Genomic DNA, 24,596 nt, shown 5'->3' with positions numbered 1-24,596 from the left:
TTAGTCCCTACTTTTTATCTCATCGTCGATCTCTTGTAAAAATCTATCTACAAGCTCGCTCTCAGGCAGTCTTGCGACCACTTCGCCGTGACGCATGATCATACCATTTCCTTTGCCAAATGCTATGGCAACATCTGCGCCTTTTGCCTCGCCGATAGCATTTACCACGCAGCCCATGACTGAGACATTTAATGGCTCTTTTATACCTTTTGTCTTTTCTTCTACGAGCTTTACTGCCGCCATTAGATCAGCTTGCAAACGCCCGCAAGTTGGGCATGAGATGATATTTAGACCCTCTTTTTGGCGGCCGCTATCTTTTAAGATCGCCTTTGCGACTTTGATCTCTTCTTCAAGCTCGCCTGTGATGCTAACTCTCATCGTGTCGCCGATGCCCTCAAGCAAAAGCCCACCAAGCGCGATCGCGGACTTTATCGTCGCGTGAAATGTAGTGCCAGCCTCAGTAACGCCTAAGTGAAATGGATAGTTTGTCTTTGGACGAAGCGCTCTGTAGGCTTGCATTGTACGTTCAACGTCGCTTGATTTAAGAGAAATTTTGATATCTGTAAAGTCAAAATCCTCAAGAAGCTTGATGTTATACATCGCACTCTCCACCATCGCCTCAACTGTGCGACCGTAGCGGTCCTCAAACTGCTTTTCAAGCGAGCCAGAATTTACGCCTATGCGGATAGGTAAATTTCGCTGTTTGCAGGCATCAACGACTGCTTTTATATTTTTGGCTGAGCCAATGTTGCCTGGGTTTATACGGATAGCATCGACAAATTCGCTAACGATGAGTGCATAGGTGTGGTTAAAATGTATGTCTGCAACGACTGGGATGGGCGAGCCTGCAACGATCTGCTTTATCGCGCTGGCGTCCTCTTTGTCAAAAACTGCGCAGCGCACGATATCACAGCCTGCAAAATATAGCCTTTGTATCTGCTCAAGCGTGCTTTTTACGTCCTTTGTCTTTGAAAATGTCATTGATTGCACGGAGATCGGTGCGTCACCGCCTATTAAAACATTGCGAATTTTTATCTGTTTTGTCGGGTATCGTTGCAAAATTTTGCCTTTAAATTTTTATTGGAGATTATAAAGAAAAATGGCTTTTAAAAGGCTTGAAAATTTATTTTTAATAGTTTATAAAAATTAGTATTTTTATTGGATGTAGTTTCTAAAATTTTACTTACTCTTTATAGCCAACTTATCAAATTTCATAATGCTTTCATAAGCCTTAGGTTTCTCTATTATCTATTTTAAAATTTACCATGTCTTTGTTGGATAGTTTTTAGACTAGCATTTTTAACTAAAATTGACCGGGTCTATATCAATATCGCTAAGCTCGCTTTTGCAGAGGTTTGCAGCTTTTAAAAGAGGTATATGAGAGTTTGAGCGGAGTAAAATTTCATATCTAAATTTGCTTCCAAGATACTCTATCTGGCACTTTCCGTATCCTATGATCTCAAGCTCATCGCTTTTTAAAGGTTCTATTCTTTGTACAAATTCATTCAATGTATTTTTTACTATGTGTTCATCTTTATGCGAGATGATAATGCGAAGAAGCCTGGTAAATGGCGGATATAGCCCCTCGCGGTAGCCAATCTCATCTTTTAAAAATGCGTCATAATCACTGATGTAGCTCTCAAAAAATTCTCTTTGTTTGCTTTGAATGATAACTCTGCCAACCCCGTTTCTACCAGCTCTTCCGGCTACTTGCATGGCAAGAGCGAGAGTTCGCTCTCTGGCTTTATAATCAGGAAAATTTAAAAGCTCATCAAAGCCCATGATGACAGCAAGCTCTACGTTGTGATAATCATGTCCCTTACTTAGCATCTGCGTACCAAGCAAGATGTCTATCTTGCCGTCGTTAAATTCTTTTAAGGCCTTTACGAGCTTGTTTTGCGTCGTTATTTCATCCCTATCAAATTTAGCGATTCTAGCGTTCGCAAACTCAGCTTGCAGCCGCTCAAGTAGCTCGCTAGTACCAATTTTTTTGGCCTCTATCATCTCGCTACCGCACTGATGGCAGGTCTTTGGCACAGCCATTTTATGCTCGCAGTATTGACACTTTAGCACGTTTTGTTTTTTGTAATAGCTCATACCGATACTGCAAAATGGGCACTTTAACGTTTCACCGCAGTTTTTGCAGACTAGATATTTAAAATTTGCCCTTGTTGGCAGGCAGATGACAGCTTGTTTTTTATTCGCGAGTGTCTTTGAAATTTCATCTTTTAAAATTTCACTAATTCCAGTCTCGCTCTCATCGAAAATGTAATTTTTTTGCGAATCAAAATATGTCCCTTTTAAGCGAAAATGCTCCTGCTTGTAAAAGCTAGTAAGGCTTGGCGTGGCACTTCCAAGTACTACTTGCAGGTCAAATTTACCAGTTAAAAAAAGGGCAAGATCTCTTGCGTTGTAGTGTGGTTTTGAACCTGTATTTTTGTAGCTATCATCATGTTCTTCGTCGATGATGATAAGTTTTAGTTTTTCAAGTGGCAAAAATAAAGCCGACCTCGCACCTGCAACGAGCCTAACTTTTCCACTTTTTATATCTTTTAAAATTTGCTCTTTTTTCTTTGATGTGATCTTTGAGTGCCAAACAGCCACTGCCTCGCCAAAGAAGCCCTCAAGGCGTTTTTGCATTTGTGGCGTGAGCGAAATTTCAGGCATTAAAAATAACGCTTGGCTGCCTGCGTTTAAAATTTCTCTGATCTTTGCTATGTAAATCTCGCTTTTTCCGCTTCCAGTGTCGCCAAATATGAGTGAAATTTTACGTTTATTTATAAAATCCAAAGCCTCTTGCTGTTTTTCGCTTAATTTGGGTGCCACATTAAAATTTTGATTTTCATAAAATTTATCTGCTGCAATAATGTCATTTGGTTCAAATAAATTTAGGCTGACGCCAAGCTCGCATGTGTAATATTTTGAGATAAATATTGCCAATTCGCTTTGCATTGAAGTTAGATTAATCGGTAGAATTTCTAAAATTTTACTTGTTTTAAACTCTGGTTCGCCAGTCTCTTTTACGATAAAAGCAGTAAGAATTTTGCCTCTTAAAGAAGCTTTTACGCCTTGAAATTTTTCTAGTTTTTGATCGCTTTCATAAGTGAGCGGGGCTAAATTTAGCCCATAAAATGCGAGTATGTAATAATGCATTACTGAAGTGATTTGCAAATTTCATTTTCGTCACTGCAACCAAAATCACCAGTATTTTTGTCGTATTTGAAATTTGCTACTTTGCCATCTAATCTAAATGTGTATTTGTCATCGCTTATTCTGTGCCAGCCATTTTTGCTGCCGCTATCTTTTATTGGTATATTTATAACATTTTTAAAGAGTTTGCTTGGATCGCCATCGTCTAGTTTTTGTGGAAATTCTGGCTTTGCTTGCAAGATATTGTCATTGTATTTTAGTGAAATTCCGCTTCTTATAGCAGCAAGTTGAGTTTTGGCATTTGAGACGGTAGCATCGCTTCTAGAAAAAAATAGTCTAGGTATAGCGACTGTGCTTAAAATACCTAGTATAACTACTATAAATATTAGCTCAAGCAAGGTGTAAGCTCGTCTCTTCATCTCTCTTCTCGCTTTAATATCTCATCAATGTTGCCAGTTAAATTTTTTACTGTCTTTATCACAGCATAATTTTCATAACATTTTTCTATAAAGGCATTTAAAAGCTCTTTTGGCTCGATAAATTGGCGTCCGCCCATTAAATTTTGCCAGTCATCCTCAAAGAATTTAGCAAAATCATCATCAAGCGTGATCGTGTAGTCGCGAGATGATATCGTGAGCGTGATTTTTTTCATATTTTAGCCAAGCTTATCTGCCAAGGACAGCTTCGATTTTTCTCATTACATCGTCAGCTTCGGTATTTTTCTTGTCAAGATCCTCTTCTAAACGCATGATTTGATTGCTTTTTGCCTCATTTTGTGCTTTTAAAGTTACGATCTCATTACGCAACTCTTCGTTCGTTTTGCAAAGTTCGTCATATTTTGTGATCAGGTCATTTACTTTATCGCTTAGTGTGGTTAAGATCGCATTATCTTCAAACATAAAGGTTCCTTTAAAATAATAATTAGGCTCGTATTCTAACACGCAGAGGCTAAATTCTTATTAAAATTCTCATTTGACAAAGCACTATCTTTGCTATAAAATTCGCTCAAATTTAAAGGCAATCAATGAGTAAATTTGAAATTTTATCTAAATTTAGCCCAAGCAGCGACCAAGCAAGAGCGATAAAAGAGATAGTAAAAAGTATAAAATCAGGCAATAAATACCAAACACTTCTAGGCGTGACAGGGTCTGGTAAGACCTTTACCATGGCAAATGTCATACGCGAGCTAAATATGCCAACGCTTATAATGACACACAATAAATCCCTCGCCGCTCAGCTTTACAGCGAATTTAAGGGCTTTTTCCCAAAAAATCACGTCGAGTACTTCATAAGCTACTACGACTACTACCAGCCAGAGGCATACATCCCAAGAAGCGACCTATATATAGAAAAGGATAGCTCTGTAAATGAGGAGCTTGAACGCCTGCGCCTCTCTGCGACGGCTAGCTTGCTAAGCTTTGATGACGTTGTCTGCGTGGCCTCAGTCTCTGCAAACTACGGACTTGGTAATCCAAGTGAGTATAAGGGGATGGTGGCATATCTTAGCGTGGGTGAGAAAATAAGCCAAAGAAAGCTTTTAGAGCAGCTTGTGGATATGGGCTATAAGCGCAATGATAACTACTTTGATAGGGGGGATTTTCGTGTAAATGGCGATGTGGTGGATATTTACCCAGCTTACTATAACGACGAAGCCCTAAGGATCGAGTTTTTCGGTGATGAGATCGATGCGATGTATCATTTTGACGTGCTTGATAACAAAAGGCTAAAGGATATCTCTAAATTTACGCTTTATGCGACCAGCCAGTTCATCGTGGGCGCTGATAGGCTAAAGATTGCGATGAAAGAGATCGAAGAGGAGCTTGATGTGCGCTTGAAAGAGTTTAACGAGCAGGGCAAGCTAGTCGAGGCGCAAAGACTAAAGCAAAGGGTGGAGTTTGACCTTGAGATGATGACGAGCACTGGCATGTGTAAAGGCATCGAAAACTATGCGCGCCACCTAACTGGTCAAAAGCCCGGAGAGACGCCGTACTCGATGTTTGACTACTTTGAGATAAGCGGAAAAGACTATCTGGTTATCGTCGATGAGAGTCACGTGAGTTTGCCGCAGTTTAGGGGCATGTACGCAGGCGATAGAAGTCGCAAAGAGGTGCTTGTGGAGTATGGATTTCGCTTGCCATCAGCGCTTGATAATAGGCCGCTTAAATTTGACGAGTTTATAAGCAAAAAGGCGAAATTTCTCTTTGTCTCAGCCACACCAAACGAATACGAGCTTGGCATCAGCCAGGGGCACGTATATGAGCAAATTTTGCGACCTACTGGGCTGCTTGATCCGCTTATCGAGATAAAAGATAGCGACAATCAGGTCGAGGCGCTATTTGACGAGGCAAAGGCGGTGATCGCTAGAGGTGAGCGCGTGCTAGTTACGGTGCTAACAAAAAAGATGGCTGAGGAGCTAAGCCGCTACTACATCGAGCTTGGCGTCAAGGTCAAGTATATGCACTCAGACATCGACGCAATCGAGCGAAATGAGATCATTAGAGGGCTTAGAAGCGGTGAATTTGACATGCTAATAGGCATAAATTTGCTCCGTGAGGGTCTGGACCTGCCTGAAGTGAGCCTGATAGCCATAATGGACGCCGATAAAGAGGGTTTTTTGCGCTCTACCACGAGCCTTATACAGACGATGGGGCGCGCGGCTAGAAATGTAAATGGCAAGGTGCTAATGTTTGCCAAAAAGATCACGCACTCGATGAAAGAGGCGATCGATACGACGACAGCTAGGCGTAAATTTCAAGATGAGTACAACAAAGCTCACGGCATCACGCCGCACTCTGCCAGCAGAAATATCGAAGAGAGCCTGCATGTCGAAGATGATGGCGAAATTTACAAGCGTGGCAAGAATTTAGAGAAGATGCCAGCTAGCGAGCGGGCTGCGATAGTAAAAGAGCTAAGAAAACAGATGCTTGAAGCGGCGGCGCAGCTGGAGTTTGAGAAGGCGGCGGCATTGCGCGACGAAATCGCCAAGATACGTAAAATATGAAGGTGTTGTCTTTTGCGTATCTTTAAATGAGTTTGCTAAAATTTTGCTCGGCGGACTACCTGTCCAGCCTACGCAAAATTTTATCTACACAACATTTAAATCTATCGCAAAATACTTCCGCCTTATCGTTTTGCGTTCAAATTTGGAGTCCAATTTGGCTAAATTTGTAAATTTGGCTTCAAATTTTTACCCACCGAGACCCGTATCTTAAAAATGCCAAATTTTAAAAATGGTACAAAAATTTATTTAGCCAATTTTTACTAAAATATGACGTATTTGTAAAAAGCAAAATTTTAATCAAAAGAGGAACATACAAAATGTTAAAAGAGGAGATTAAATTTACGGAACGAGATTTTTATTCCACATTTGATATAAAAGGCGGCTTAATAAAAACACTAGCAGAGTGTACGCTTGACGGTAAATACTATAACTCTGCCGTCAGAATCACAACAAGAAATTTATATCAAAATCTAAACAAAAAGACAAATTTTGTAGACGACATAGAAACGGAAATTATTTTTAGGATACCTTGCTCGAGCGACAAAGATGCAGGTATCCTAGCGGCGCATGTCAGAGAGATGTTTTCGAATGGTAAAATTTTGCGCCTAAGTTGTGATTTTATAGATAATGAAATAGTTAATATTAAAGAAAGCTACGATGAAATTTTAACCCAATAGCCTTACCCGCCGTCCTCGATATTTTCCTGCATAAAAACCCGCATGCTCGGAAACTCGAGCGCGCAAAGACGGCTGAAATCATGCTTATAAACGCAGCCCGTGTCGATATTTGCGCTAAATTTAACGAGATCAGGCTCCGCGATCGGCGTATGGCCGTAGACGTTAAAGACGCCTTCGTTTTGGCTAAAATCGCCTCTGCCGCAAAGTACATGCCGCCTAAACTCCGCCGCACTATCGCCGTGCGAGTTGCGCAGCACCCACATCTGCCCAATCGCCGAATGCGACGCAACGAGCCGCCTGCCCTGAGCGTTTTTAAGCCCAGCAAACTCCAAATAAAACGGCAAATTCGACAAAAACTCTAAATGCGCGAGCTTTTGGGCGCGGCTAGCTTTGGCGTAGGAAGCAAAAGTCTGCGCGCCGCCGTTTAGGTAAAACCAGCGCGGATCGCTAGGCGTCTCACCGCGTAAAAATGCGTCTTTATGTTGCAAAATGCGGTACTCGTGATTGCCCATCACGGCAGCGTAACCGCGCCGCATCGCTAGCTGCACGACCTCAAAGCTACCATTTCCGCGGTCTATCAGATCGCCGACGAAGCAAATTTTAGAATCGGCGCCGCGCGGCAAGCGATCTATCAAGGCGCAAAGGGTTTTATAACAGCCGTGAACGTCGCCGATAAGGTAAATTTGGTCGTTCATTTTGCTAAAATTTATACATTACCAACGATAGTTTTTATCAAAAAGACTATCTAGATTTTGCTTTAATTCATATGCTCTATTCAAGTGTTTTTCTATATCGTTTTTATTCTCGCCGACAGCATTTATTCCCACAAAGTCAATTGATATACTCACGCCGTTATCGCTAATATTTGAAACTCGCATAACATAAAGATAGATATCGAATTTGCTCCCGTTTTTAAAAACCTCAAGCTGCTTGTTGTATATTGTTATAGCCTGCTTTATTATCATCTTTGACTTATATTTCTTGTTCGGTATTATAACCAGATACGGTTGGAACCAAATTTTCGATATTTTTCTCGTAGGACACAAAATTAGCTGTTTTAATTACATTTTTACTCTTATAAGTTTCAAGGGCTGATTTCAAAAACTCTATATTTAAATTTACCATCGAATAAGCATCAGCTTTAATCCAATCCAATTTATATTTTGTGTTGCCAGAACTTCGTATATTTCTCCAAAATTTATCGTAGTTTTCTTTGTTAAAATCAATCCAGCCGCCCGACATATCTATGGCTACCCTCTTTGCTATATGAAAATTCATACTATTTGAGGCTCCATCACCCTTTGACGCTATACCGCACCCACAAAATATCAGCGCAATCATAAAAATAATCAGCTTTTTCATCGCTTCTCATGTAAACATAAATTTTGCGAAATTTTACTACCGCAAGCATTAAATTTTACTTGCAAAATACGCGATACGCGCAATCTAAATTTCGCATCAAATTTGAGCGCTATCACTCGCCGATCACTAGCATTACGCCAAGCGCACTTTGGTTTATATCGCTACAAAAGTGCCCAAGCCCCATTAGATACTTTAAATTTTCCGCCTTTTTCATCTAAAATAGCCCTTTTAAAAGCCCCTTTAAATTTTGTTTGTCGCTGCTAGAGTTGCTATCTTTGCCAAGCTTTTTATCTAAAAATCTACCTATTTCTTTTTTGACCTTATTTTCAAGATACTGCGATCTGACGTCGTATTTTAGCTTGTCTGTCGTGCCTGAGATCTGCACGTTTAGATCAGTCTTTTCGAGCCTGCAAACAAGCGGCGCGTTAAGCATTTTTGTGGCGGTATTATAAGTGCCGTTTGTAACCTTTATGTCGCTCTTTGGTGAGCTTAAATTTACGTTAAAGACGACGTTATCGCCCTTTATATCGCCATAAATTTTGCCGTCTTTGTAAATTTCTTTTGTGATGTCCTTGCCGGTGAATATTTTTATGTTGTTTGTGAGATTTGTGCTGGCTAGGTGACCCTCTTTTAGCAAGATGTCAAATTTGCCGAGCTTTTGCTTTGTTTCGTAGTCAAATTTAGCATCGCCGTTGCCGTCATAGAGGTGCTCTAGCCCCAAAGTCTGCGTTAGCCCTTTGACTTCAAAATTTTTTAGTACCGCATCAAGCGCGCCACCTTTGTAGTTTGCCTCTAGTTTGCCCTTAAATAGATCATCTGAAGTAGCTTTTACGCTTAGATCATCCACTTTACCATTTGCCGTTACGATGGCTGCAAATTTTCCGTGAAGCTCGCGGCCAGCTAAAAATGCAAGCTTATTTAGCTCTGAAAACACCGCTTGAAGCTTTAAGCTTAGCGTACTTTTGCCCACGTCAAAGCTGCCATCTATACCCTTTATATCAGCTAGCGAGCTAAGAAAGTCGCCACTAAATTTTGCTACGTCGCCTTTGTAGTCTAGGCTCAAATTTGAGCTAAATTTCTCGTTTTCAGGGAATTTTTTATCAAGCATTTTGCTAAGCGCTGCGGCGTTAAATTTGCCATCATTTAAAGTGATCGTTGCAGCGATACTTTGGCTTTTACTAAAGATATTTTGCCCCTTTGCTTGGACATTTGCTTTAGCGTTTGCCAGTCTGTCGTTGCCGCTAAGTGCTAAAATTTCTCCTAACTGCGCCTCTTTTATACTAAGATCAAGATTTTCATTTTTTATGGTGGCGTTTAGCTTGCCAGCAAAGGCATCGCCGCCTAAATTTAGCTCATCTATCTTGCTTGCTTTAACCTTCACATCGCCCGCAAGCGCCATCTTTGAGCCAATCTCAAAGCCGCTAACTGCCTTAAATTTCTCATGGTCGCTAATAAGCAGGGCAAATTTGCTAAAAATTTGGCTGTTTTTTAGGTCAAAAACACCCTTTATATCCTTTAGCTCGCCAAGGTCACTAAGCACGTTTGCGTCAAAATTTACAAGCTCACCTTTTGCGGTGACGCCGCCTTTTAGCTCAAATTTAGCTGCATTTTTAAGCTTTGCAAGACCATTATTTATAAGGCCGTTTTTTATCTCAAATTTAGCCTCGCCTGCAAGCTTTTTTAGCTCGTCAAAGCCGCTAAAATTTGCATTTAAATTTATCTGCCCGTCTGCGTAGCTAGGCTGCAAGGCAAGCGCTAGAAGCTCTTTTAGCTTTATGCTTGCCGCATTTAGGGCTAAGTTTTTGCTATCAAAATTTGCATTTATCTTGCCGCCAAGGCCGTTTATCTCAGCCTTTAGGTTTTTAAGGGCATTTTCTTGCATTGTAATTTCGCCGTTTGCATCCACTGCGCCGCTTAGTTGCTCGCCTAAGAGCTTGCCAAAAAGAGCAAGATCAGGTACGTTTAGCGAAAAGTCGCTCTTTAAATTTTTGCTAGCCAGATCATAAGTCGTCTCGTTTGCTTTTAAAGTGGCTTCAAGTGCGATGATAAGGGTCTTTGCGCTCACTTTCTCATTTGCAAATTTAGCATTTACACCGCCTTTAAAGTTTATATCTTTTACTAAATTTAGCCCAAATTCATTTTTAAGAATTTCTTTGTTTATCGCTGCGTCGCTTGCTAAAATTTGAGCGTTAATGATGGGCTCATTTTTCTCATCAACCCCTTGCACGTTGCTCGTTAGGTCAAGCTTACCACTAGCTAAATTTGGCTTTTGTGCAAGAGCTGAGATCTCGGAGAGTTCGATGTTTTTAGCGTCAAGATTTAGAGATTTTGGCAGGTAGTCTTTTAAATTTGCATTTAAATTTATGTTTGAGCCAAGCGCCATGCCAGTTGCCACTAGCTTGAAGTCGCTAAATTTACCAGCCATGTTTGCTTTAAGTGCGACATCTTTTTTTAATCCAAGCTTGCTAGCCTTCGACTCGTCGGCGTCTATATCTATGTTTAAGTTCATGCTTTGAGCAAATAACGAGAGATCCCCATTTGCCTTTAAATTTATGGCATTCATCACGGTCGCTTCTAAATTTAGCGTGGTAAGTCCAAGGCTAAAGTCTTTAAATTTGACATCTATACCACGAGCGAGTGCTTCTTTTTCTATCTTGCTAGCTATAAATTTATTGCCAAAAGAGCTAAAGATAAAGCCAAAAATGCAAAGGATTATCAGTGCCAAAGCTGCTACTAAATAGGCTATTTTTTTCATAAATTTCCATTATATTAGTTTTACATATCATAAAACTTTAGTGTAAGTGACTAAAGTTTTAATAAATTTTAGTATAAATTATTGACTTTTTTAGAAAAAAATGCTAGGATCTCATCACTCAAAAATAAAGAGTGCTAAAAAAGACAATTAAACTAAAAGGATGAACAATGAATTTTCAACCATTAGGCAAGCGTGTTCTAGTCGAACGTGTAGAAGAGACAAAGACCACAGCTTCAGGCATTATTATACCTGATAACGCAAAAGAAAAACCTTTAAGCGGAGAAGTAAAAGCAGTTGGTACTGAGGTAGAGGGTGTAAAGGTTGGCGATAAAGTTGTATTTGCAAAATACGGTGGCACTGAGATAAATTTAGACGATAAAACATATCTTGTTTTAAATATTGATGATGTTTTAGGCGTGATTAAATAATTAAAAAAGGAAAGACAATGGCAAAAGAAATTTTTTACTCTGATGATGCAAGAAACCGCCTATACGAGGGCGTAAAAAAACTAAATGACGCTGTGAAAGTGACAATGGGACCAAGAGGCAGAAATGTCCTTATCCAAAAGAGCTTTGGCGCTCCAAACATCACAAAAGACGGCGTTAGCGTGGCTAAAGAGGTTGAGCTAAAAGATACTATCGAAAACATGGGTGCAAGCCTAGTTAGAGAAGTAGCAAGCAAAACAAACGACCAAGCAGGCGACGGCACTACAACAGCGACTGTGCTAGCTCATGCGATATTTAAAGAGGGTCTTAGAAACGTAACTGCTGGTGCAAATCCTATCGAAGTAAAACGTGGTATGGATAAAGAAGTAGCAGCTCTTATAGATGCACTAAAAAACATCTCTAAAAAAGTTTCTGGCTCAAAGGAGATCGCTCAGATCGCTACTATCTCTGCAAACTCAGACGAGAGCATCGGCAAGCTTATCGCTGATGCGATGGAGAAAGTCGGCAAAGATGGCGTCATAACAGTAGAAGAGGCAAAGTCTATCCAAGACGAGCTAAGCGTTGTTGAGGGTATGCAGTTTGACCGCGGATATCTAAGCCCATACTTCATCACAAACCCTGAAAAGATGCAAGTTGAGCTAAGCAATCCATTCATATTGCTATTTGACAAGAAGATCACAAATTTAAAAGACCTGCTTCCAGTGCTTGAGCAAGTACAAAAGAGTGGCAAACCACTTCTAATCATCGCTGAAGATATCGAGGGTGAGGCACTTGCAACGCTTGTTGTAAATAAACTTCGTGGCGTGCTAAACATCTCAGCTGTTAAAGCTCCTGGTTTTGGCGATAGAAGAAAAGCGATGCTTGAAGATATCGCTATTTTAACAGGTGGCGAGGTTATCAGCGAAGAGCTAGGCAGAACACTAGAGAGTGCCACTATAAACGACCTTGGTCAAGCTTCAAGCGTAGTTATCGACAAAGACAACACTACTATCGTAAATGGTGCAGGCGAGAAGTCAGCGATCGACGCTAGAATAACTCAAATAAAAGCTCAAATCGCCGAGACTACAAGCGACTACGACAAAGAAAAACTTCAAGAGCGCCTTGCAAAACTAAGCGGTGGCGTGGCAGTTATCAAAGTAGGTGCTGCGACTGAGACTGAGATGAAAGAGAAAAAAGACCGCGTAGATGACGCTCTAAGTGCTACTCGTGCAGCTGTTGAAGAGGGCATCGTAGTAGGTGGCGGTTCAGCTCTTATCCTTGCTTCAAAGAGCGTAAATTTAAATTTACAAGGTGACGAGGCAATCGGTGCTGAGATCGTTAGAAGAGCGCTTCGTGCTCCACTTCGCCAAATCGCTGAGAACGCTGGCTTTGACGCAGGCGTAGTAGCAAATGCAGTTGAGACAAGCAAAGATGCAAATTTTGGCTTTAACGCTGCAACTGGCGAATATGTAAATATGTTTGAAGCTGGCATCATCGACCCAGTAAAAGTTGAGAGAGTTGCTCTACAAAACGCTGTTAGCGTGGCTAGCTTGCTACTAACCACTGAAGCAACTATCAGCGAGATAAAAGAAGAAAAAGCAATGCCTGCAATGCCTGACATGGGCGGAATGGGTGGCATGGGCGGCATGATGTAGCCCGAATTTACCCGACTTTCCGTCGGGTAAATCTCTAAAATCTCAAATTTCTAAAAAATGGCTAAAATTAATAAAAATTTAACTTCTTTTTATCTATAATCCCAAAATTATTTAATTAAAAGATAAAAAATTTATGATACAAGAAATTTTTAGAGAATACGATATACGCGGCGTTTATGAGCGCGATCTAAACGAAACGAGCGTCAAGGCGATCGGGTTAAATTTGGGCCGAGAAATGCTACGTAGGGGCGCAAAAAACGTTAGCGTAGGATATGATGCTAGGCTAAGCGCGGGCGAGATTTTCGGCTGGCTGGTTAGCGGGTTAAATTTAGCTGGGGTCAAGGTTTACGATATCGGTTTGCTACCGACGCCGGTCGGATATTTTAGCGTGTTTACGGACAAATTTGACGCAAACATAATGATAACCGGCTCTCATAATCCAAAAGAGTACAACGGCTTTAAAATCACGATTTTTAAGGATAGTTACTTCGGCGAGGATTTGCAAAAGTTAAAAGTCGCCGTGCTAGCAGACATCGCGGCAAAAACGCAAATCCCGGACGATCTAAGAGTCGAGAAATTTGACATCGCGACGTCTTATAAAAATTTTCTTATAGAGCAGTTTGCGCATTTAAAAGCTTTACCGCTTAAAATCGTCATCGACTGCGCAAACGGCGCGGTCGGAGCGGTTTTGCCCGAAATTTGCGAGGCGTTAAATTTAGACGCTCAAATTTTATATCCCCAGCCCGACGGTAACTTCCCAAATCACCACCCCGATCCTAGCGAGGAGAAAAATTTAAGCGATCTAAAGGCTGCGCTAAAGGGCGAATTTGACATAGGATTCGGTTTTGACGGCGACGGCGACCGCATCGCGGTTCTAACCAAAAAACGTAACATAAAAGGCGACGAACTAGCCTATCTATATAGCCTTGCGATGAAAAATCCCAGGGTGCTGGGCGAGGTCAAATGCTCGCAAAATATGTACGACGAGATCGACGCGCACGGCGGCAAAAGCTTCATGGGCAAGACCGGCCACAGCAATATCAAAAAGGCGATGAAGGAGCTAAATATCGACATGGCGGCCGAGGTGAGCGGGCATATTTTCTTTAAGGAGAGGTATTTCGGCTTTGACGACGCGACGTATGCGATGTTTCGCGCGCTGGAGCTTGTAGCTAAGGGCTTTAACCTAGACGGCGAGCTAGATAAACTGCCAAAGGTCTTTAGCACCGACGAGATCAAGATTAAAACGACCGACGCGCAAAAATTTAAGCTTGTTGCAAAGCTAAAAGAGGTTTTGGTCGAAATTTACGAGAAGGGCGACGCGCAAAATTTGCTAGCAGGCTTAGGTAAGATAGCCGAAATCATCGATATAGACGGCGTTAGAGTGAGATTTGAGGACGGCAGCTGGGCGCTAGTACGAGCCTCAAACACTACGCCGGTTATCGTCACGAGATTTGAGACCAAGGATCAAAATTTGCTTGTAAAATTACAAGAAACATTTTTAAATTTGGTCGAAAATTTAAAGCAAAAGGCGTAAAAATGACAAACGTTATACTTTGCGGAGGTTCAGGCACGAGACTTTGGCCGCTATCTCGCACTCTGATGCCAAAGCAATTTATCAGGCTTTTTAACGGCAAATCTCTCTTTGATCTTACGCTTAGACGCAACGTACACGCGCAAAAAACGATCATCGTTTGCAACGAGGCGCACTATTTTTTGGCGCTTGATGAATGCGGAAGTAAAAAAATAGATAAATTTATCCTCGAGCCTTTCGGTAAAAACACTGCCGCGGCGATTACGTTTGCCGCGCTTTGCTGCGATGAGGACGAGATTTTGCTAGTTACTCCAAGCGACCATCTAATCGAAAACGAAGCGGAGTATAAAAAAGCGCTTTTGATCGCGCAAAGCTACGCAAGTCAGGGCTTTTTAGCGACGTTTGGCATAAAGCCTTGCGAGCCAAATACCGGTTACGGCTACATCAAGGCCGATAAAAACGGCGACGTAGAGCGGTTTATCGAAAAGCCCAATCTTGAAACCGCGACTAAATTTATAAAAGAGGGCGGATATTATTTTAACAGCAGTATGTTTTGTTTTAAGGCGGGCGTGTTTTTAAGCGAGATGAAAAAATATGCGCCAAGTATCGTAAAAGACGTTACTGCGGCGATAGAGGATTCGGCAAACGAACCGAATTTGCTAAAAATTAGTCCGAATTTTATGGATAAGATCGAGGATATCAGTATCGACTATGCGCTAATGCAAAAAAGCTTAAATATCAAAATGATACCACTTGATGCGGGCTGGAGCGATATGGGTAGCTTTGACGAGCTGAGTAAAAAGATAAAAAATATCGGCGAATCGCTACAAATCGACTCAAGCGAAAATTTTATCCTGACCAAAAAACCGACCGCGCTCGTGGACGTGCAAAATTTGCTCGTAGTCGATACCAAAGACGCGCTTTTGATCGCCAAAAAAGGCAGTTCGTAAAAGGTAAAAGAGGTTTATAAGCACTTTTTGAATTCATTTCCTGAAATTTGCGAAGCGCACACGAGCGTATACCGTCCGTGGGGCAGCTACGAGGTGCTGCGAGGGTAGCGGCTATAAGATGAAAAAGATAGTGGTTAAACCCGGTAAAAGACTGAACTTGCAAAAGCATCTTTATAGAAGCGAATACTGGACGGTTGTATCTGGTGTGGCAACCGTAACCGTAAGAGGCGAAATTAGACTAGTTGAGTCAAACGAATCGACATATATAAAAACAGGAGAAGTTCATCGTTTGGCAAACAATGGTAATATGCCGGTTATTTTAATAGAGGTGCAAGTGGGGGAGTATATAGGAGAAGATAATATTATTAGGATAGAAGACGATTTTGATAGAAATTGATAAATAAAAATTTTATATAAAAGGATTATATAGTGGGTAAAGTGGCGTTAATTACCGGTATTACAGGGCAGGTTGGTTCACAGATGGCTGATTTTTTGCTAGAAAATACTAGCTATGAGATAGTTGGAATGATGCGTTGGCAAGAACCTATGGATAATTTATATCATCTAAATGACAGGATAAATAAAAAGGATAGGATTAGTATATACTATGCTGATTTGAATGATTATGCATCAATTAATAGGATGATTAATGCAGTGAGACCAAATGTAATATTTCATTTGGCTGCACAATCATTTCCAAAAACATCTTTTAATATTCCAATAGAAACACTACAGACGAATATCATAGGAACTGCTAGCCTGCTGGAAGTTATTAGACAATTTAAAGAGACAGATGGTTATGACCCAGTGGTTCACATCTGTTCTTCGAGTGAGGTTTATGGTAGAGCAAAGCCTGGTGAAAAACTAAATGAAGATACTAAATTTCATGGAGCAAGCCCATACAGTATTAGTAAAATTGGAACCGATTATTTGGGTAGATTTTATGGCGAAGCTTATAATATAAAAACTTATATAACTAGAATGGGGACGCACACCGGACCTAGAAGAAGCGACGTATTTTTCGAAAGTACGGTTGCAAAACAGATAGCGCTAATAGAAGCTGGACTACAAGAGCCAGTCGTCAAGGTTGGAAATTTGTCAAGTGTTAGAACTTTTCAGGATGCAAGAGATGCTGTTAGGGCTTATTATCTTTTATCATTAGAGAGTGAAAAAGGGAATATTCCTTGTGGTGAGGCATTTAATATTGCTGGTGAAGAAGCCTATAAATTGCCAGAAGTTGTAGATTTATTAATTGGTTATAGTACCATGAAGGATAAGATAAGGGTTGAAACGGATACAGACAGATTAAGGCCGATAGATGCCGATTATCAAATGTTTGATAATACCAAAATTAGACAATTTATAGATTGGAAACCTGAAATACCGACCAAAAAAATGTTCTTAGACTTGCTGAATCATTGGAGGGATGAGATTTCAAAAGGCAAGATTCCTTTAAATAGATAAATATAGCAAAGGATATTGTATGATAATTAGATCAAAGGCACCACTAAGACTGGGGCTTGCTGGCGGTGGTACGGATATAGAATTTTATTACTCTACTTATGGAGGGGCTGTTTTAAATGCTACTCTAAATTTGTACGCTTATTGCAATATAGAAGTTACTAATGACGACAAGATAATTTTTAATTCATTAGATCAAAATGAATTCGTAGAAGTTGTAAAGACCAATCTTATCAGTTGTGATGGAAAGTTGGATTTATATAAAAGCATATATAATAAGATAATAGAGCGCTATAATAATGGCAATGCGTTATCATTTAAGCTCACCACATATTCTGATGCTCCATCCGGTAGCGGTCTAGGAGGCTCATCAACCATGGTGGTAGCAATAATAAAAGCATTCTGCGAATGGTTAAACTTGTCATTGGGAGAATATGAAATAGCCTATCTTGCTTATGAAATAGAAAGAATTGATGTTGGTATAATTGGTGGTAAACAAGACCAATACGCTGCAACTTTTGGCGGATTTAATTTTATGGAATTCTATGATAATAATAGGGTGATAGTAAATCCATTAAGAGTTAAAAATTGGATTATTAATGAATTTGAATCATCAATAGTTTTGTATTTTACCGGGATAAGAAGGTCTGCATCCGCTATAGAAGAAGAAAAGAAAAATACCGCAACAAAAAATCCTAAACCATTGGAGGCCATGCACCAAGTAAAAGATGATGCCCGTCTAATGAAAGAGTTTTTATTAAAGGGTGATATCAACGGCTTTGCTAAGATATTGGGCAAATCTTGGGAGTCTAAAAAAAATATGGCAAAATCTGTTACGAATAGTGAAATAGATAAAGTTTTAAATATTGCGCTTGAAAATGGTGCATATTCTGGCAAGGTTAGCGGTGCTGGCGGCGGCGGCTTTATGTTTTTTATGGTCGATCCCATAAAAAAATATCAACTTGTTAAGGCATTGAATAATAGCGGTGGAAAAGTTATAAATTTCAATTTCACAAAGGAAGGAACTACTGCATGGAAAGTATGATTAATGATTTTATAATAAATCAGTTTGGGAAGTCCTTAGAGCTAAAACAAGCAATTTACAATTCTAAGAATATCGGTATGGTTGTAAGAGATGTATCATTGGCGATAGTTAAAGCATATAAAAATGGAAATAAAACCATAATAGCTGGCAATGGCGGTAGTGCGGCAGATGCCCAGCATATTGCCGGGGAATTCGTTAGTAGATTCTATTTTGATAGACCAGGACTGGCATCTATTGCCTTAACTACGGATACATCGGTTTTAACGGCTATTGGAAATGACTATGGGTATGAAAAAATTTTTGTAAGGCAACTTCAAGCAAATGGGAAAGCCGGTGACGTATTTTTAGGTATTTCTACCAGCGGAAATTCTAAAAATGTAATAGAGGCTTTAAAGTATGCGAGAGAAAATAATATTTTAACGGTTGGGTTTACCGGTGAAAATGGTGGTCTTATGAAAAATGTCTGCGATTATTGTATATGCATGCCATCTAACGAAACGCCGAGAATACAGGAGGGACATATTCTGATAGCTCATACCATATGTGCAGTTGTAGAAGAATTTATATTCGGTAAAGGTTTTCAGTTTTGGAAGCGATAATTTTAGCCGGAGGTCTTGGTACTAGACTTCAGGCAGTAGTTTCTAATGTCCCGAAGCCAATGGCTCCAATAATGGGTATACCATTCTTGGAATACATTTTTAGATACCTTAAAAAAAATAATATTAATAAAGTGGTATTGTCTGTTTGCTATAAAAGAGACACTATTATTAAATATTTTAGTGATACGTTTTTTGATATAAGTATAAAATATTCAGTAGAAGAAGAACCATTGGGCACCGGTGGCGCAATAAAGCAGTCGTTAAAATTTTGCAATAACGAGAATGTCTTGTTGCTTAATGGCGACACGTTTTTTAACGTAAATTTGGATGCGCTATTCAAAAGTCATCTAAATAATTTAGCGGACTTAACTCTATGTTTAAAGCCAATGTGTAACTTTGATAGGTACGGTATTGTAAAGTTGGATTCCGCAAATAGGGTTATTGGATTTAATGAGAAAAAGTATTGCGAGAACGGTTTAATAAATGGTGGTTTATATATTATAAGGAAAAATTTTTTAGATAATGAAGATGTACAAAAATTTTCTTTTGAAGATTTTATGAATAAAAACTATAAAGAAAAGAAAATTTATGGAGTAATAGATAATGGATATTTCATTGACGTAGGTATTCCGGAGGACTATTATAAGGCGCAAAAGGAGCTAAAATATGTTACATAAAGCTCTATTTTTGGATAGAGACGGGGTTATAAACATAGAAAAAAATTATCTTTATAAAATTTCTGAATTCGAATTTATAGATGGCATATTTGATGTTTGTAGATATTTTCAAAGGCTTGATTATTTTATAGTAGTTATCACAAATCAGGCCGGTATAGCAAGAGGATTATATACGGAAGACGATTTCATTAAATTAAACAATTGGATGATTGGTGAATTTAAGTCAAATAATATTAATATTACAAAAGTGTACTACTGTCCGCATCATCCAGAATTCGGTGTAGAGTGCGAGTGTAGAAAGCCAAGGCCTGGTATGATATTAAGAGCAAAGGCAGAAATTGGTATAGATTTGCAAAATTCTATACTAGTCGGTGATAAAATTTCAGATGTTGAAGCTGGTATAAATGCTGGTATAGGGAGAAACTATTTGATTACAACTGATTCCAGCATAAAAGAAAGTATATATTTTAATAAAATTAGCAATATAAAGGAGCTTGTGAAATATGCAAAAAGATTCTAGAATTTTGATTACTGGCGGCAATGGCTTGGTTGGATATGCCTTAAAAAAATTATTGCAAGAACAAGGATATTCGCAGATATTTACACCAACGAGCAGAGAATATAATCTAGCAAATATGGAACAAACGTTAAAAATGTTTGCAGAATTGAAACCAGATTATGTTTTCCATAATGCGGCTAGAGTGTATGGTATAATGGGAAATATGGAAAATAAGGGATTATCTTATCTTGATAATGTTATGATAAATACTAATGTTGTCGAGGCTAGTAGGATTTTTAATGTTAAAAAAATAGTAGCGATGGGCTCTGGATGTGTTTACCCATACCCGTCTCCTGGGTTACCGCTAAAAGAAGATATGATGTGGATGGGGTATCCGCATGATTCTGAGGACTCTTATGCTATTTCAAAAAGAGCTATGTACGCACAGTTGTGTGCCTATAAAAAGAGCTATAATACCAATTTTGCTTTTGTTATTAGTTGTAATTTATATGGTCCTCATGATAAATTTGATGAAAATTTCGGACATGTTACGCCGGCTTTGATTAGTAAATTTTATAGAGCTTATAAAAATGGTGATGATATTGTTGTTTGGGGCGACGGATCGGCTCAAAGGGATTTTTTATTTTCCTATGATGCTGCACAAGCACTTATAAATATAATGTTTAATATAGACGGTGCTGTGAATATTGGTAGTAGTAGCGTTATAAAAATAAAGGATATAGTGGATAATTTAGCAGATATAACCGGACTTCATTGTAAGGTCAAATGGGACAGTACGAAGCCTAATGGACAAGATTATCGTGCATATGATTTAACTAAACTAAAATCAACTGGTTTTGAGCCAAAATATGATCTTTATAAAGGTCTAAAAATTACCTGGGATTGGTTTTGTGAAAATATTCAAAATATAAGAAGATGACGTATGCTAAATAGATTTTTATTAAGAAATAAAACTAATAGTATAGCCGTTGTTTGTGATTTTTCTGAAGATAATCCAGTTAAACTATATGCCACAAGGGTATCTAGAGCCATTGGGGCAAGATTAGCGTTTGCCGATACCGGAGCCATAAATAACATATACAATCCAGTACTAAGAGACAAGTCTAAATTTAATAATAATATTAAAAATGTTATAGAGATTGTAAAAAGGTCTGATGTTACACATTTGCATTTGGAACTTGGTATGTATGGTGATACATTGGAAGATATGAGAAGAAATATTTTTAATATATTGGAAAATTCAAGCAAATTGGTTTTATTTGTTCATTCTTTTCATATTCAAGATGATACCTTTACTAATTTATACCTAGACATAATTAGTTTTGTAAATAGTATTAATAATAAAAGTAAAATCTGGGTTAATAATATAAAAGACTATAACGCTGTTAAGAGGATATATAATGGAGATATAGTTTACTATCCGGTAACATATTTTAGCAACAAGATAAGATCTTACTTTTGCAATTACTCTAAAATGTGCATTAATGATAAAGTTAATTATATAGATATTGGCATGTTCGGCTATATTAATGCCCATAAGGATTTTGAGACCGCCATAAAAGCATTAACTATGTTGCCAAGTAATTATAGGCTCCATATAGTAGGCGGAGCTCATCCTGGTGAAAGACAGATTTGCAAGAAAAATGTATCCATAGAAAAATTAGATGAAATTTTATGGAAGTTTAAAGATTTTGATATTGTAAATAGGGTCCTTTTTTATGATAAACTCGGAAATGTTGACTTTTTCAAAGTAATGTCTAAAATGGATATAGTCTTAATTAGCTATTTGGAAACATATATGAGTGCAAGTTCTGTTTTATCGCAAGCATATGAACTTAAGAAGAGTATAGTAGCAACCAGATGTACAACATTTGAAATGGCTGAGATGCATTTTGGTAAAGCAATTAGTTTTTTTGATCCAGGCAATAGTATACAGTTAATGCAAGTTTTAAAAAGAGTCCAAAGAGATAAAGTTAATTATAGTGTCGTTTTTAGCCTAGAAGAATTTGCAAATAGGATAAGTATATAAGATGAGTAGAATTTTAGTATTAGGTGGAGCGGGACTAATAGGGGCTTCCTTATTAAAAAAATTGATCAAAAAAGGATATAAAGACATAACCGTACTTGATGATTTATCTAGAGGAAGGATTGATAATATACCGTTTGAGTGCAATTTTATTAAAGATAATATATGTAATATTGAAAAGCATAATTTAGGTAGTTTTGATGTAATATTTCACTTAGTTAGTTTTATGTTGGGATTAGGGTTTTCTGAAAAAAATCAATTAAAACTTTATAATAATAATGTAAAGTTGAATGAGAATTTTATATCATTTTTACTAAAACAAAATCCTGACAGGTTGCGCCTTGTTTATGTTAGTTCATCTTGCGTATATTCTGATGATGGAGAAGATATCGTTGATGAATTTTCTCCTTTGGGTAATTTTCCAGAGCTCGCAAATATAGGTTATGGTTTTTCAAAGCGGTACCTTGAGGATAGATTAAAATTACTATCTGTAGTGAACAAGTTTGAACTTTCAATAGTTAGGCCATTGAATATTTATGGCGAGTCATACAGATGGGCCGGCGAATTCTCACAGGCTATACCGATGCTTATAAATAAGGTTATGACTAGTAATGACGTAGAAGTTTGGGGTAGCGGGAATCAAAAAAGGTCGTATGTTCATGCCGACGATTGCGCGGAATTATTGGTAAGAATCGCTTTTAATGATCAATTGATTCCATTGCTAAATATAGGACACGAAAAAGTTATATCTATGAATGATTTAGTTATGTTAGTGGCAGAAATCGCAAATAAAAAAATTACTATCATTAATAATCTAAAAAAGCCAGAAGGCAGAAAAGTCAAGAGTTGCTCTTCAAAGTCCATAAAAATCTATTTTCCTGATTTTAATTTTAACGTATCTTTAAAAGAAGGGTTGTATAGAATGATATATAAATGGTATATTAACAATAAAGGTAATCTGATATGAAAAAGAGTAAATTGGCTATAGTAAGCAGCTATAATGAATTGTGTGGAAATGCCACGTATGCATTTGCATTAAAGAAAGAATTTGAAAAATACTATAATGTAGATGTACTTTCGCTACGCGTTAACTTGTTGCGATCTGAAAATAGACAATATAAAAAGTTGGCGCAGCAACACATTGATGATTTATGTAGTAAACTTAAAGATTATGATTATGTAAATATTCAGCTAGAAGTTGGATTGTTTGGTATAAAAAGAAGAGACATATATAGTAGATTAAAGAAAATTGTTGAGAGTTCTAAAAACCTAATTATTACAATGCATAGAATTGATGTGAAAAATAGTTTTTTATCGGTTGATTTTTTAAAGAAAATTATAAATTCTCCAATGAAGGCCATAAAGGAATACAGAGATAGCTCGTATTATCCAAGCCTATATGCAAAACTAATACTTTTTTTTAAGTATGCTTCTAATGAGCGGAATGTAAATATTATAGTTCATACAAAGAGGGAAAAAGAGATTATTAAGTATATGTTTGGTTTCGATAATGTTTTTGATTTTCCAATAACTTTTTTGAATCGTAATGAGATAAAATATTATTGCGACAAAGCTATAGAAAGTAATAAGGTATTTAGGAATAGGTATAATTTAGGCGATAGCGATGTTATAATAGGCGTGTTTGGTTTTATTAGTGATTACAAGGGGCATTTAACAGCCATTAAAGCATTGAGAATTTTGCCAGAAAACTATAAGCTTATGATTTTTGGAAGTCAGCACCCGCAGTCTATACTAAGCAATAGCGATATTGATCCATATTTAGAAATACTTATAAAGGAAATAAAAAATAGAAGAAAAGGTGATTTATCTAATAGGGTATATTTTTGCGGCTCTTTGAGCGATGATGAATTTATCACCGCGTTGAATCAAGTAAATTTTACTGTTTTGCCATATAAGGAAACGGGGCAATCTGGGTCTGGTGTAGCCTCAATTACATTAGAAACAAGAGCAAAATCAATTTTTTCTAACAATAAGGCGTTTTTTGAACTATCAAAATATGCGCCAGGTGCATTTGAGACATTTGACATCGGGAATTATGTCGAGTTGGCTCAAAAGATATTATTTTATAGAGATAATTATTCAAAAGGGCTAATTGAATATTACGATAAATATAACATTGAGAATAATATAAATTTGCACATTAGTCTGTTTGAAAAGGATAAAAGATGATGTATTTTATATTAAATAATTACCAAAAATTAATTGTAATAGCATATATGGATTTAAAGTTAAAGTATCAAAATAGCTTTATTGGTTTTTCATGGTCTTTTATAAAACCATTACTGCAGTTTTTTGTATACTTTACAGTCTTCGGTGTATTTTTACAAGTAGATACTGGTGATGGCTACGCATTAAGATTGTTCTTTGGTGTATTAATATGGACATTTTTTTCAGAAGCGACATCGCTGGGGCTAAATTCATTTGTTGGCAAAGCTTCAATAATAAATAAGATAAATGTCAATAGACTCATACCGCCTATTGCCGCCTTTTTAACGCCATTATTTAACTTTTGTATAAACTTTATTATCTTTATAATTATATATCTGGTTTCATATAATTCTATATTGGATTTTAATATATTTAAATTTTTTATTATTACCGTTTCTTTCCTGCAGATTAGTATATTAATATTAAGTTTAAATATAATCCTATCTTTTTTAAATGTTTTTTTTAGAGACATAAAACAGATTTGGGAAATTGTCCTTATTTATGGCGTTTTTTTAACTCCGATTATTTATAAA

Annotated in this window: 24 protein-coding genes and 1 pseudogene; 16 read left to right on the top strand and 9 right to left on the bottom strand. The window is 37.8% G+C overall.

What is annotated here, in order from left to right; translation table 11 throughout:
• The 5 genes from ispG to CYP28_RS02075 form a co-directional block, all read right to left on the bottom strand.
• Complete coding sequence (ispG, locus tag CYP28_RS02095; RefSeq protein ID WP_103592915.1) at nt 1-1,059, bottom strand: flavodoxin-dependent (E)-4-hydroxy-3-methylbut-2-enyl-diphosphate synthase; 1,059 nt, start codon at nt 1,057-1,059, stop codon at nt 1-3.
• Nucleotides 1,060-1,299: 240 nt separating this feature from the next.
• Entirely contained in the window at nt 1,300-3,153 is a 1,854-nt protein-coding gene (locus CYP28_RS02090) for a primosomal protein N' (RefSeq protein WP_103592914.1), read from the bottom strand.
• Entirely contained in the window at nt 3,153-3,569 is a 417-nt protein-coding gene (locus CYP28_RS02085) for a type II secretion system protein (protein WP_103592913.1), read from the bottom strand. Before CYP28_RS02085 ends, CYP28_RS02090 begins: the two co-directional genes overlap by 1 nt.
• Entirely contained in the window at nt 3,566-3,802 is a 237-nt protein-coding gene (locus CYP28_RS02080; RefSeq protein ID WP_103576802.1) for a hypothetical protein, read from the bottom strand. The genes CYP28_RS02085 and CYP28_RS02080 overlap by 4 nt, the downstream gene beginning before the upstream one ends.
• A 13-nt stretch (nt 3,803-3,815) precedes the next feature.
• Nucleotides 3,816-4,049, bottom strand: coding sequence for a cell division protein ZapB (locus tag CYP28_RS02075; RefSeq protein WP_021091279.1), 234 nt, complete (start codon nt 4,047-4,049; stop codon nt 3,816-3,818).
• A gap of 125 nt (nt 4,050-4,174) precedes the next feature.
• Between CYP28_RS02075 and uvrB the strand changes: the two genes are divergently transcribed.
• Together uvrB and CYP28_RS02065 are read left to right on the top strand one after the other, a co-directional pair.
• Nucleotides 4,175-6,151 carry an excinuclease ABC subunit UvrB gene (uvrB, locus tag CYP28_RS02070; protein WP_103592912.1) on the top strand — a complete coding sequence of 659 codons (1,977 nt, stop codon included), beginning with the start codon at nt 4,175-4,177 and terminating at the stop codon, nt 6,149-6,151.
• Nucleotides 6,152-6,468: 317 nt separating this feature from the next.
• Nucleotides 6,469-6,828 carry a hypothetical protein gene (locus CYP28_RS02065; protein ID WP_103592911.1) on the top strand — a complete coding sequence of 120 codons (360 nt, stop codon included), beginning with the start codon at nt 6,469-6,471 and terminating at the stop codon, nt 6,826-6,828.
• 2 nt (nt 6,829-6,830) lie between these two features.
• Here the strand turns inward: CYP28_RS02065 and CYP28_RS02060 are convergent, their stop codons facing one another.
• From CYP28_RS02060 to CYP28_RS02045, 4 genes are all read right to left on the bottom strand, one after another.
• A complete protein-coding gene (locus tag CYP28_RS02060; protein WP_103592910.1) occupies nt 6,831-7,523 on the bottom strand; it encodes a metallophosphoesterase in 693 nt (230 codons plus the stop codon).
• Between the two features lie 18 nt (nt 7,524-7,541).
• On the bottom strand, nt 7,542-7,793 hold the full coding sequence (locus tag CYP28_RS02055; RefSeq protein ID WP_103592909.1) for a hypothetical protein: 252 nt from the start codon (nt 7,791-7,793) through the stop codon (nt 7,542-7,544).
• Between the two features lie 7 nt (nt 7,794-7,800).
• Nucleotides 7,801-8,190 (bottom strand): hypothetical protein, encoded by a 390-nt coding sequence (locus CYP28_RS02050; protein WP_141089917.1) that lies wholly within the window; start codon nt 8,188-8,190, stop codon nt 7,801-7,803.
• A gap of 214 nt (nt 8,191-8,404) precedes the next feature.
• Nucleotides 8,405-10,945, bottom strand: a complete 2,541-nt coding sequence (locus tag CYP28_RS02045; protein ID WP_103592907.1) for a tryptophanyl-tRNA synthetase — start codon at nt 10,943-10,945, stop codon at nt 8,405-8,407.
• A 167-nt stretch (nt 10,946-11,112) separates the two neighbouring features.
• On the opposite strand from CYP28_RS02045, the gene groES reads away from it, so the two are divergent.
• The 14 genes and pseudogenes from groES to CYP28_RS01975 form a co-directional block, all read left to right on the top strand.
• The gene (gene groES / locus CYP28_RS02040) at nt 11,113-11,373 is read left to right on the top strand and encodes a co-chaperone GroES (RefSeq protein ID WP_087577938.1); all 261 of its coding nucleotides are present in this window, start codon (nt 11,113-11,115) and stop codon (nt 11,371-11,373) included.
• A gap of 17 nt (nt 11,374-11,390) precedes the next feature.
• On the top strand, nt 11,391-13,025 hold the full coding sequence (groL, locus tag CYP28_RS02035) for a chaperonin GroEL (RefSeq protein WP_002940160.1): 1,635 nt from the start codon (nt 11,391-11,393) through the stop codon (nt 13,023-13,025).
• Between the two features lie 133 nt (nt 13,026-13,158).
• Nucleotides 13,159-14,559: a phosphomannomutase/phosphoglucomutase gene (locus CYP28_RS02030; RefSeq protein WP_103592906.1), complete on the top strand. Its 1,401-nt coding sequence runs from the start codon at nt 13,159-13,161 to the stop codon at nt 14,557-14,559.
• Between the two features lie 2 nt (nt 14,560-14,561).
• A pseudogene (locus tag CYP28_RS02025) lies at nt 14,562-15,903 on the top strand (mannose-1-phosphate guanylyltransferase/mannose-6-phosphate isomerase).
• Between the two features lie 32 nt (nt 15,904-15,935).
• Nucleotides 15,936-16,970, top strand: coding sequence for a GDP-mannose 4,6-dehydratase (locus tag CYP28_RS02020; RefSeq protein WP_103592905.1), 1,035 nt, complete (start codon nt 15,936-15,938; stop codon nt 16,968-16,970).
• A gap of 19 nt (nt 16,971-16,989) precedes the next feature.
• The gene (locus tag CYP28_RS02015; protein ID WP_103592904.1) at nt 16,990-18,012 is read left to right on the top strand and encodes a dehydrogenase; all 1,023 of its coding nucleotides are present in this window, start codon (nt 16,990-16,992) and stop codon (nt 18,010-18,012) included.
• Nucleotides 18,000-18,611, top strand: a complete 612-nt coding sequence (locus CYP28_RS02010; protein WP_103592903.1) for a D-sedoheptulose 7-phosphate isomerase — start codon at nt 18,000-18,002, stop codon at nt 18,609-18,611. The genes CYP28_RS02015 and CYP28_RS02010 overlap by 13 nt, the downstream gene beginning before the upstream one ends.
• A complete protein-coding gene (locus CYP28_RS02005; RefSeq protein ID WP_103592902.1) occupies nt 18,599-19,288 on the top strand; it encodes a nucleotidyltransferase family protein in 690 nt (229 codons plus the stop codon). The genes CYP28_RS02010 and CYP28_RS02005 overlap by 13 nt, the downstream gene beginning before the upstream one ends.
• Nucleotides 19,278-19,808: a D-glycero-alpha-D-manno-heptose-1,7-bisphosphate 7-phosphatase gene (locus tag CYP28_RS02000; protein ID WP_103592901.1), complete on the top strand. Its 531-nt coding sequence runs from the start codon at nt 19,278-19,280 to the stop codon at nt 19,806-19,808. The genes CYP28_RS02005 and CYP28_RS02000 overlap by 11 nt, the downstream gene beginning before the upstream one ends.
• The gene (locus tag CYP28_RS01995; RefSeq protein ID WP_103592900.1) at nt 19,792-20,727 is read left to right on the top strand and encodes a GDP-L-fucose synthase family protein; all 936 of its coding nucleotides are present in this window, start codon (nt 19,792-19,794) and stop codon (nt 20,725-20,727) included. The genes CYP28_RS02000 and CYP28_RS01995 overlap by 17 nt, the downstream gene beginning before the upstream one ends.
• 3 nt (nt 20,728-20,730) lie before the next feature.
• Nucleotides 20,731-21,837 (top strand): hypothetical protein, encoded by a 1,107-nt coding sequence (locus tag CYP28_RS01990; protein WP_103592899.1) that lies wholly within the window; start codon nt 20,731-20,733, stop codon nt 21,835-21,837.
• Between the two features lies 1 nt (nt 21,838).
• Nucleotides 21,839-22,801: an NAD-dependent epimerase/dehydratase family protein gene (locus tag CYP28_RS01985; protein WP_103592898.1), complete on the top strand. Its 963-nt coding sequence runs from the start codon at nt 21,839-21,841 to the stop codon at nt 22,799-22,801.
• The gene (locus CYP28_RS01980) at nt 22,798-24,024 is read left to right on the top strand and encodes a hypothetical protein (RefSeq protein WP_103592897.1); all 1,227 of its coding nucleotides are present in this window, start codon (nt 22,798-22,800) and stop codon (nt 24,022-24,024) included. The genes CYP28_RS01985 and CYP28_RS01980 overlap by 4 nt, the downstream gene beginning before the upstream one ends.
• On the top strand, nt 24,021-24,596 hold a 576-nt coding region (locus CYP28_RS01975; protein ID WP_103592896.1), incomplete at its 3' end, for an ABC transporter permease. The genes CYP28_RS01980 and CYP28_RS01975, both read left to right, overlap by 4 nt.

Source organism: Campylobacter concisus (assembly GCF_002914195.1).
GTDB classification, from domain to species: domain Bacteria; phylum Campylobacterota; class Campylobacteria; order Campylobacterales; family Campylobacteraceae; genus Campylobacter_A; species Campylobacter_A concisus_M.
Note: the sequence above shows the minus strand (reverse complement) of the source record. Positions and strands in the feature narration are given on the sequence as shown.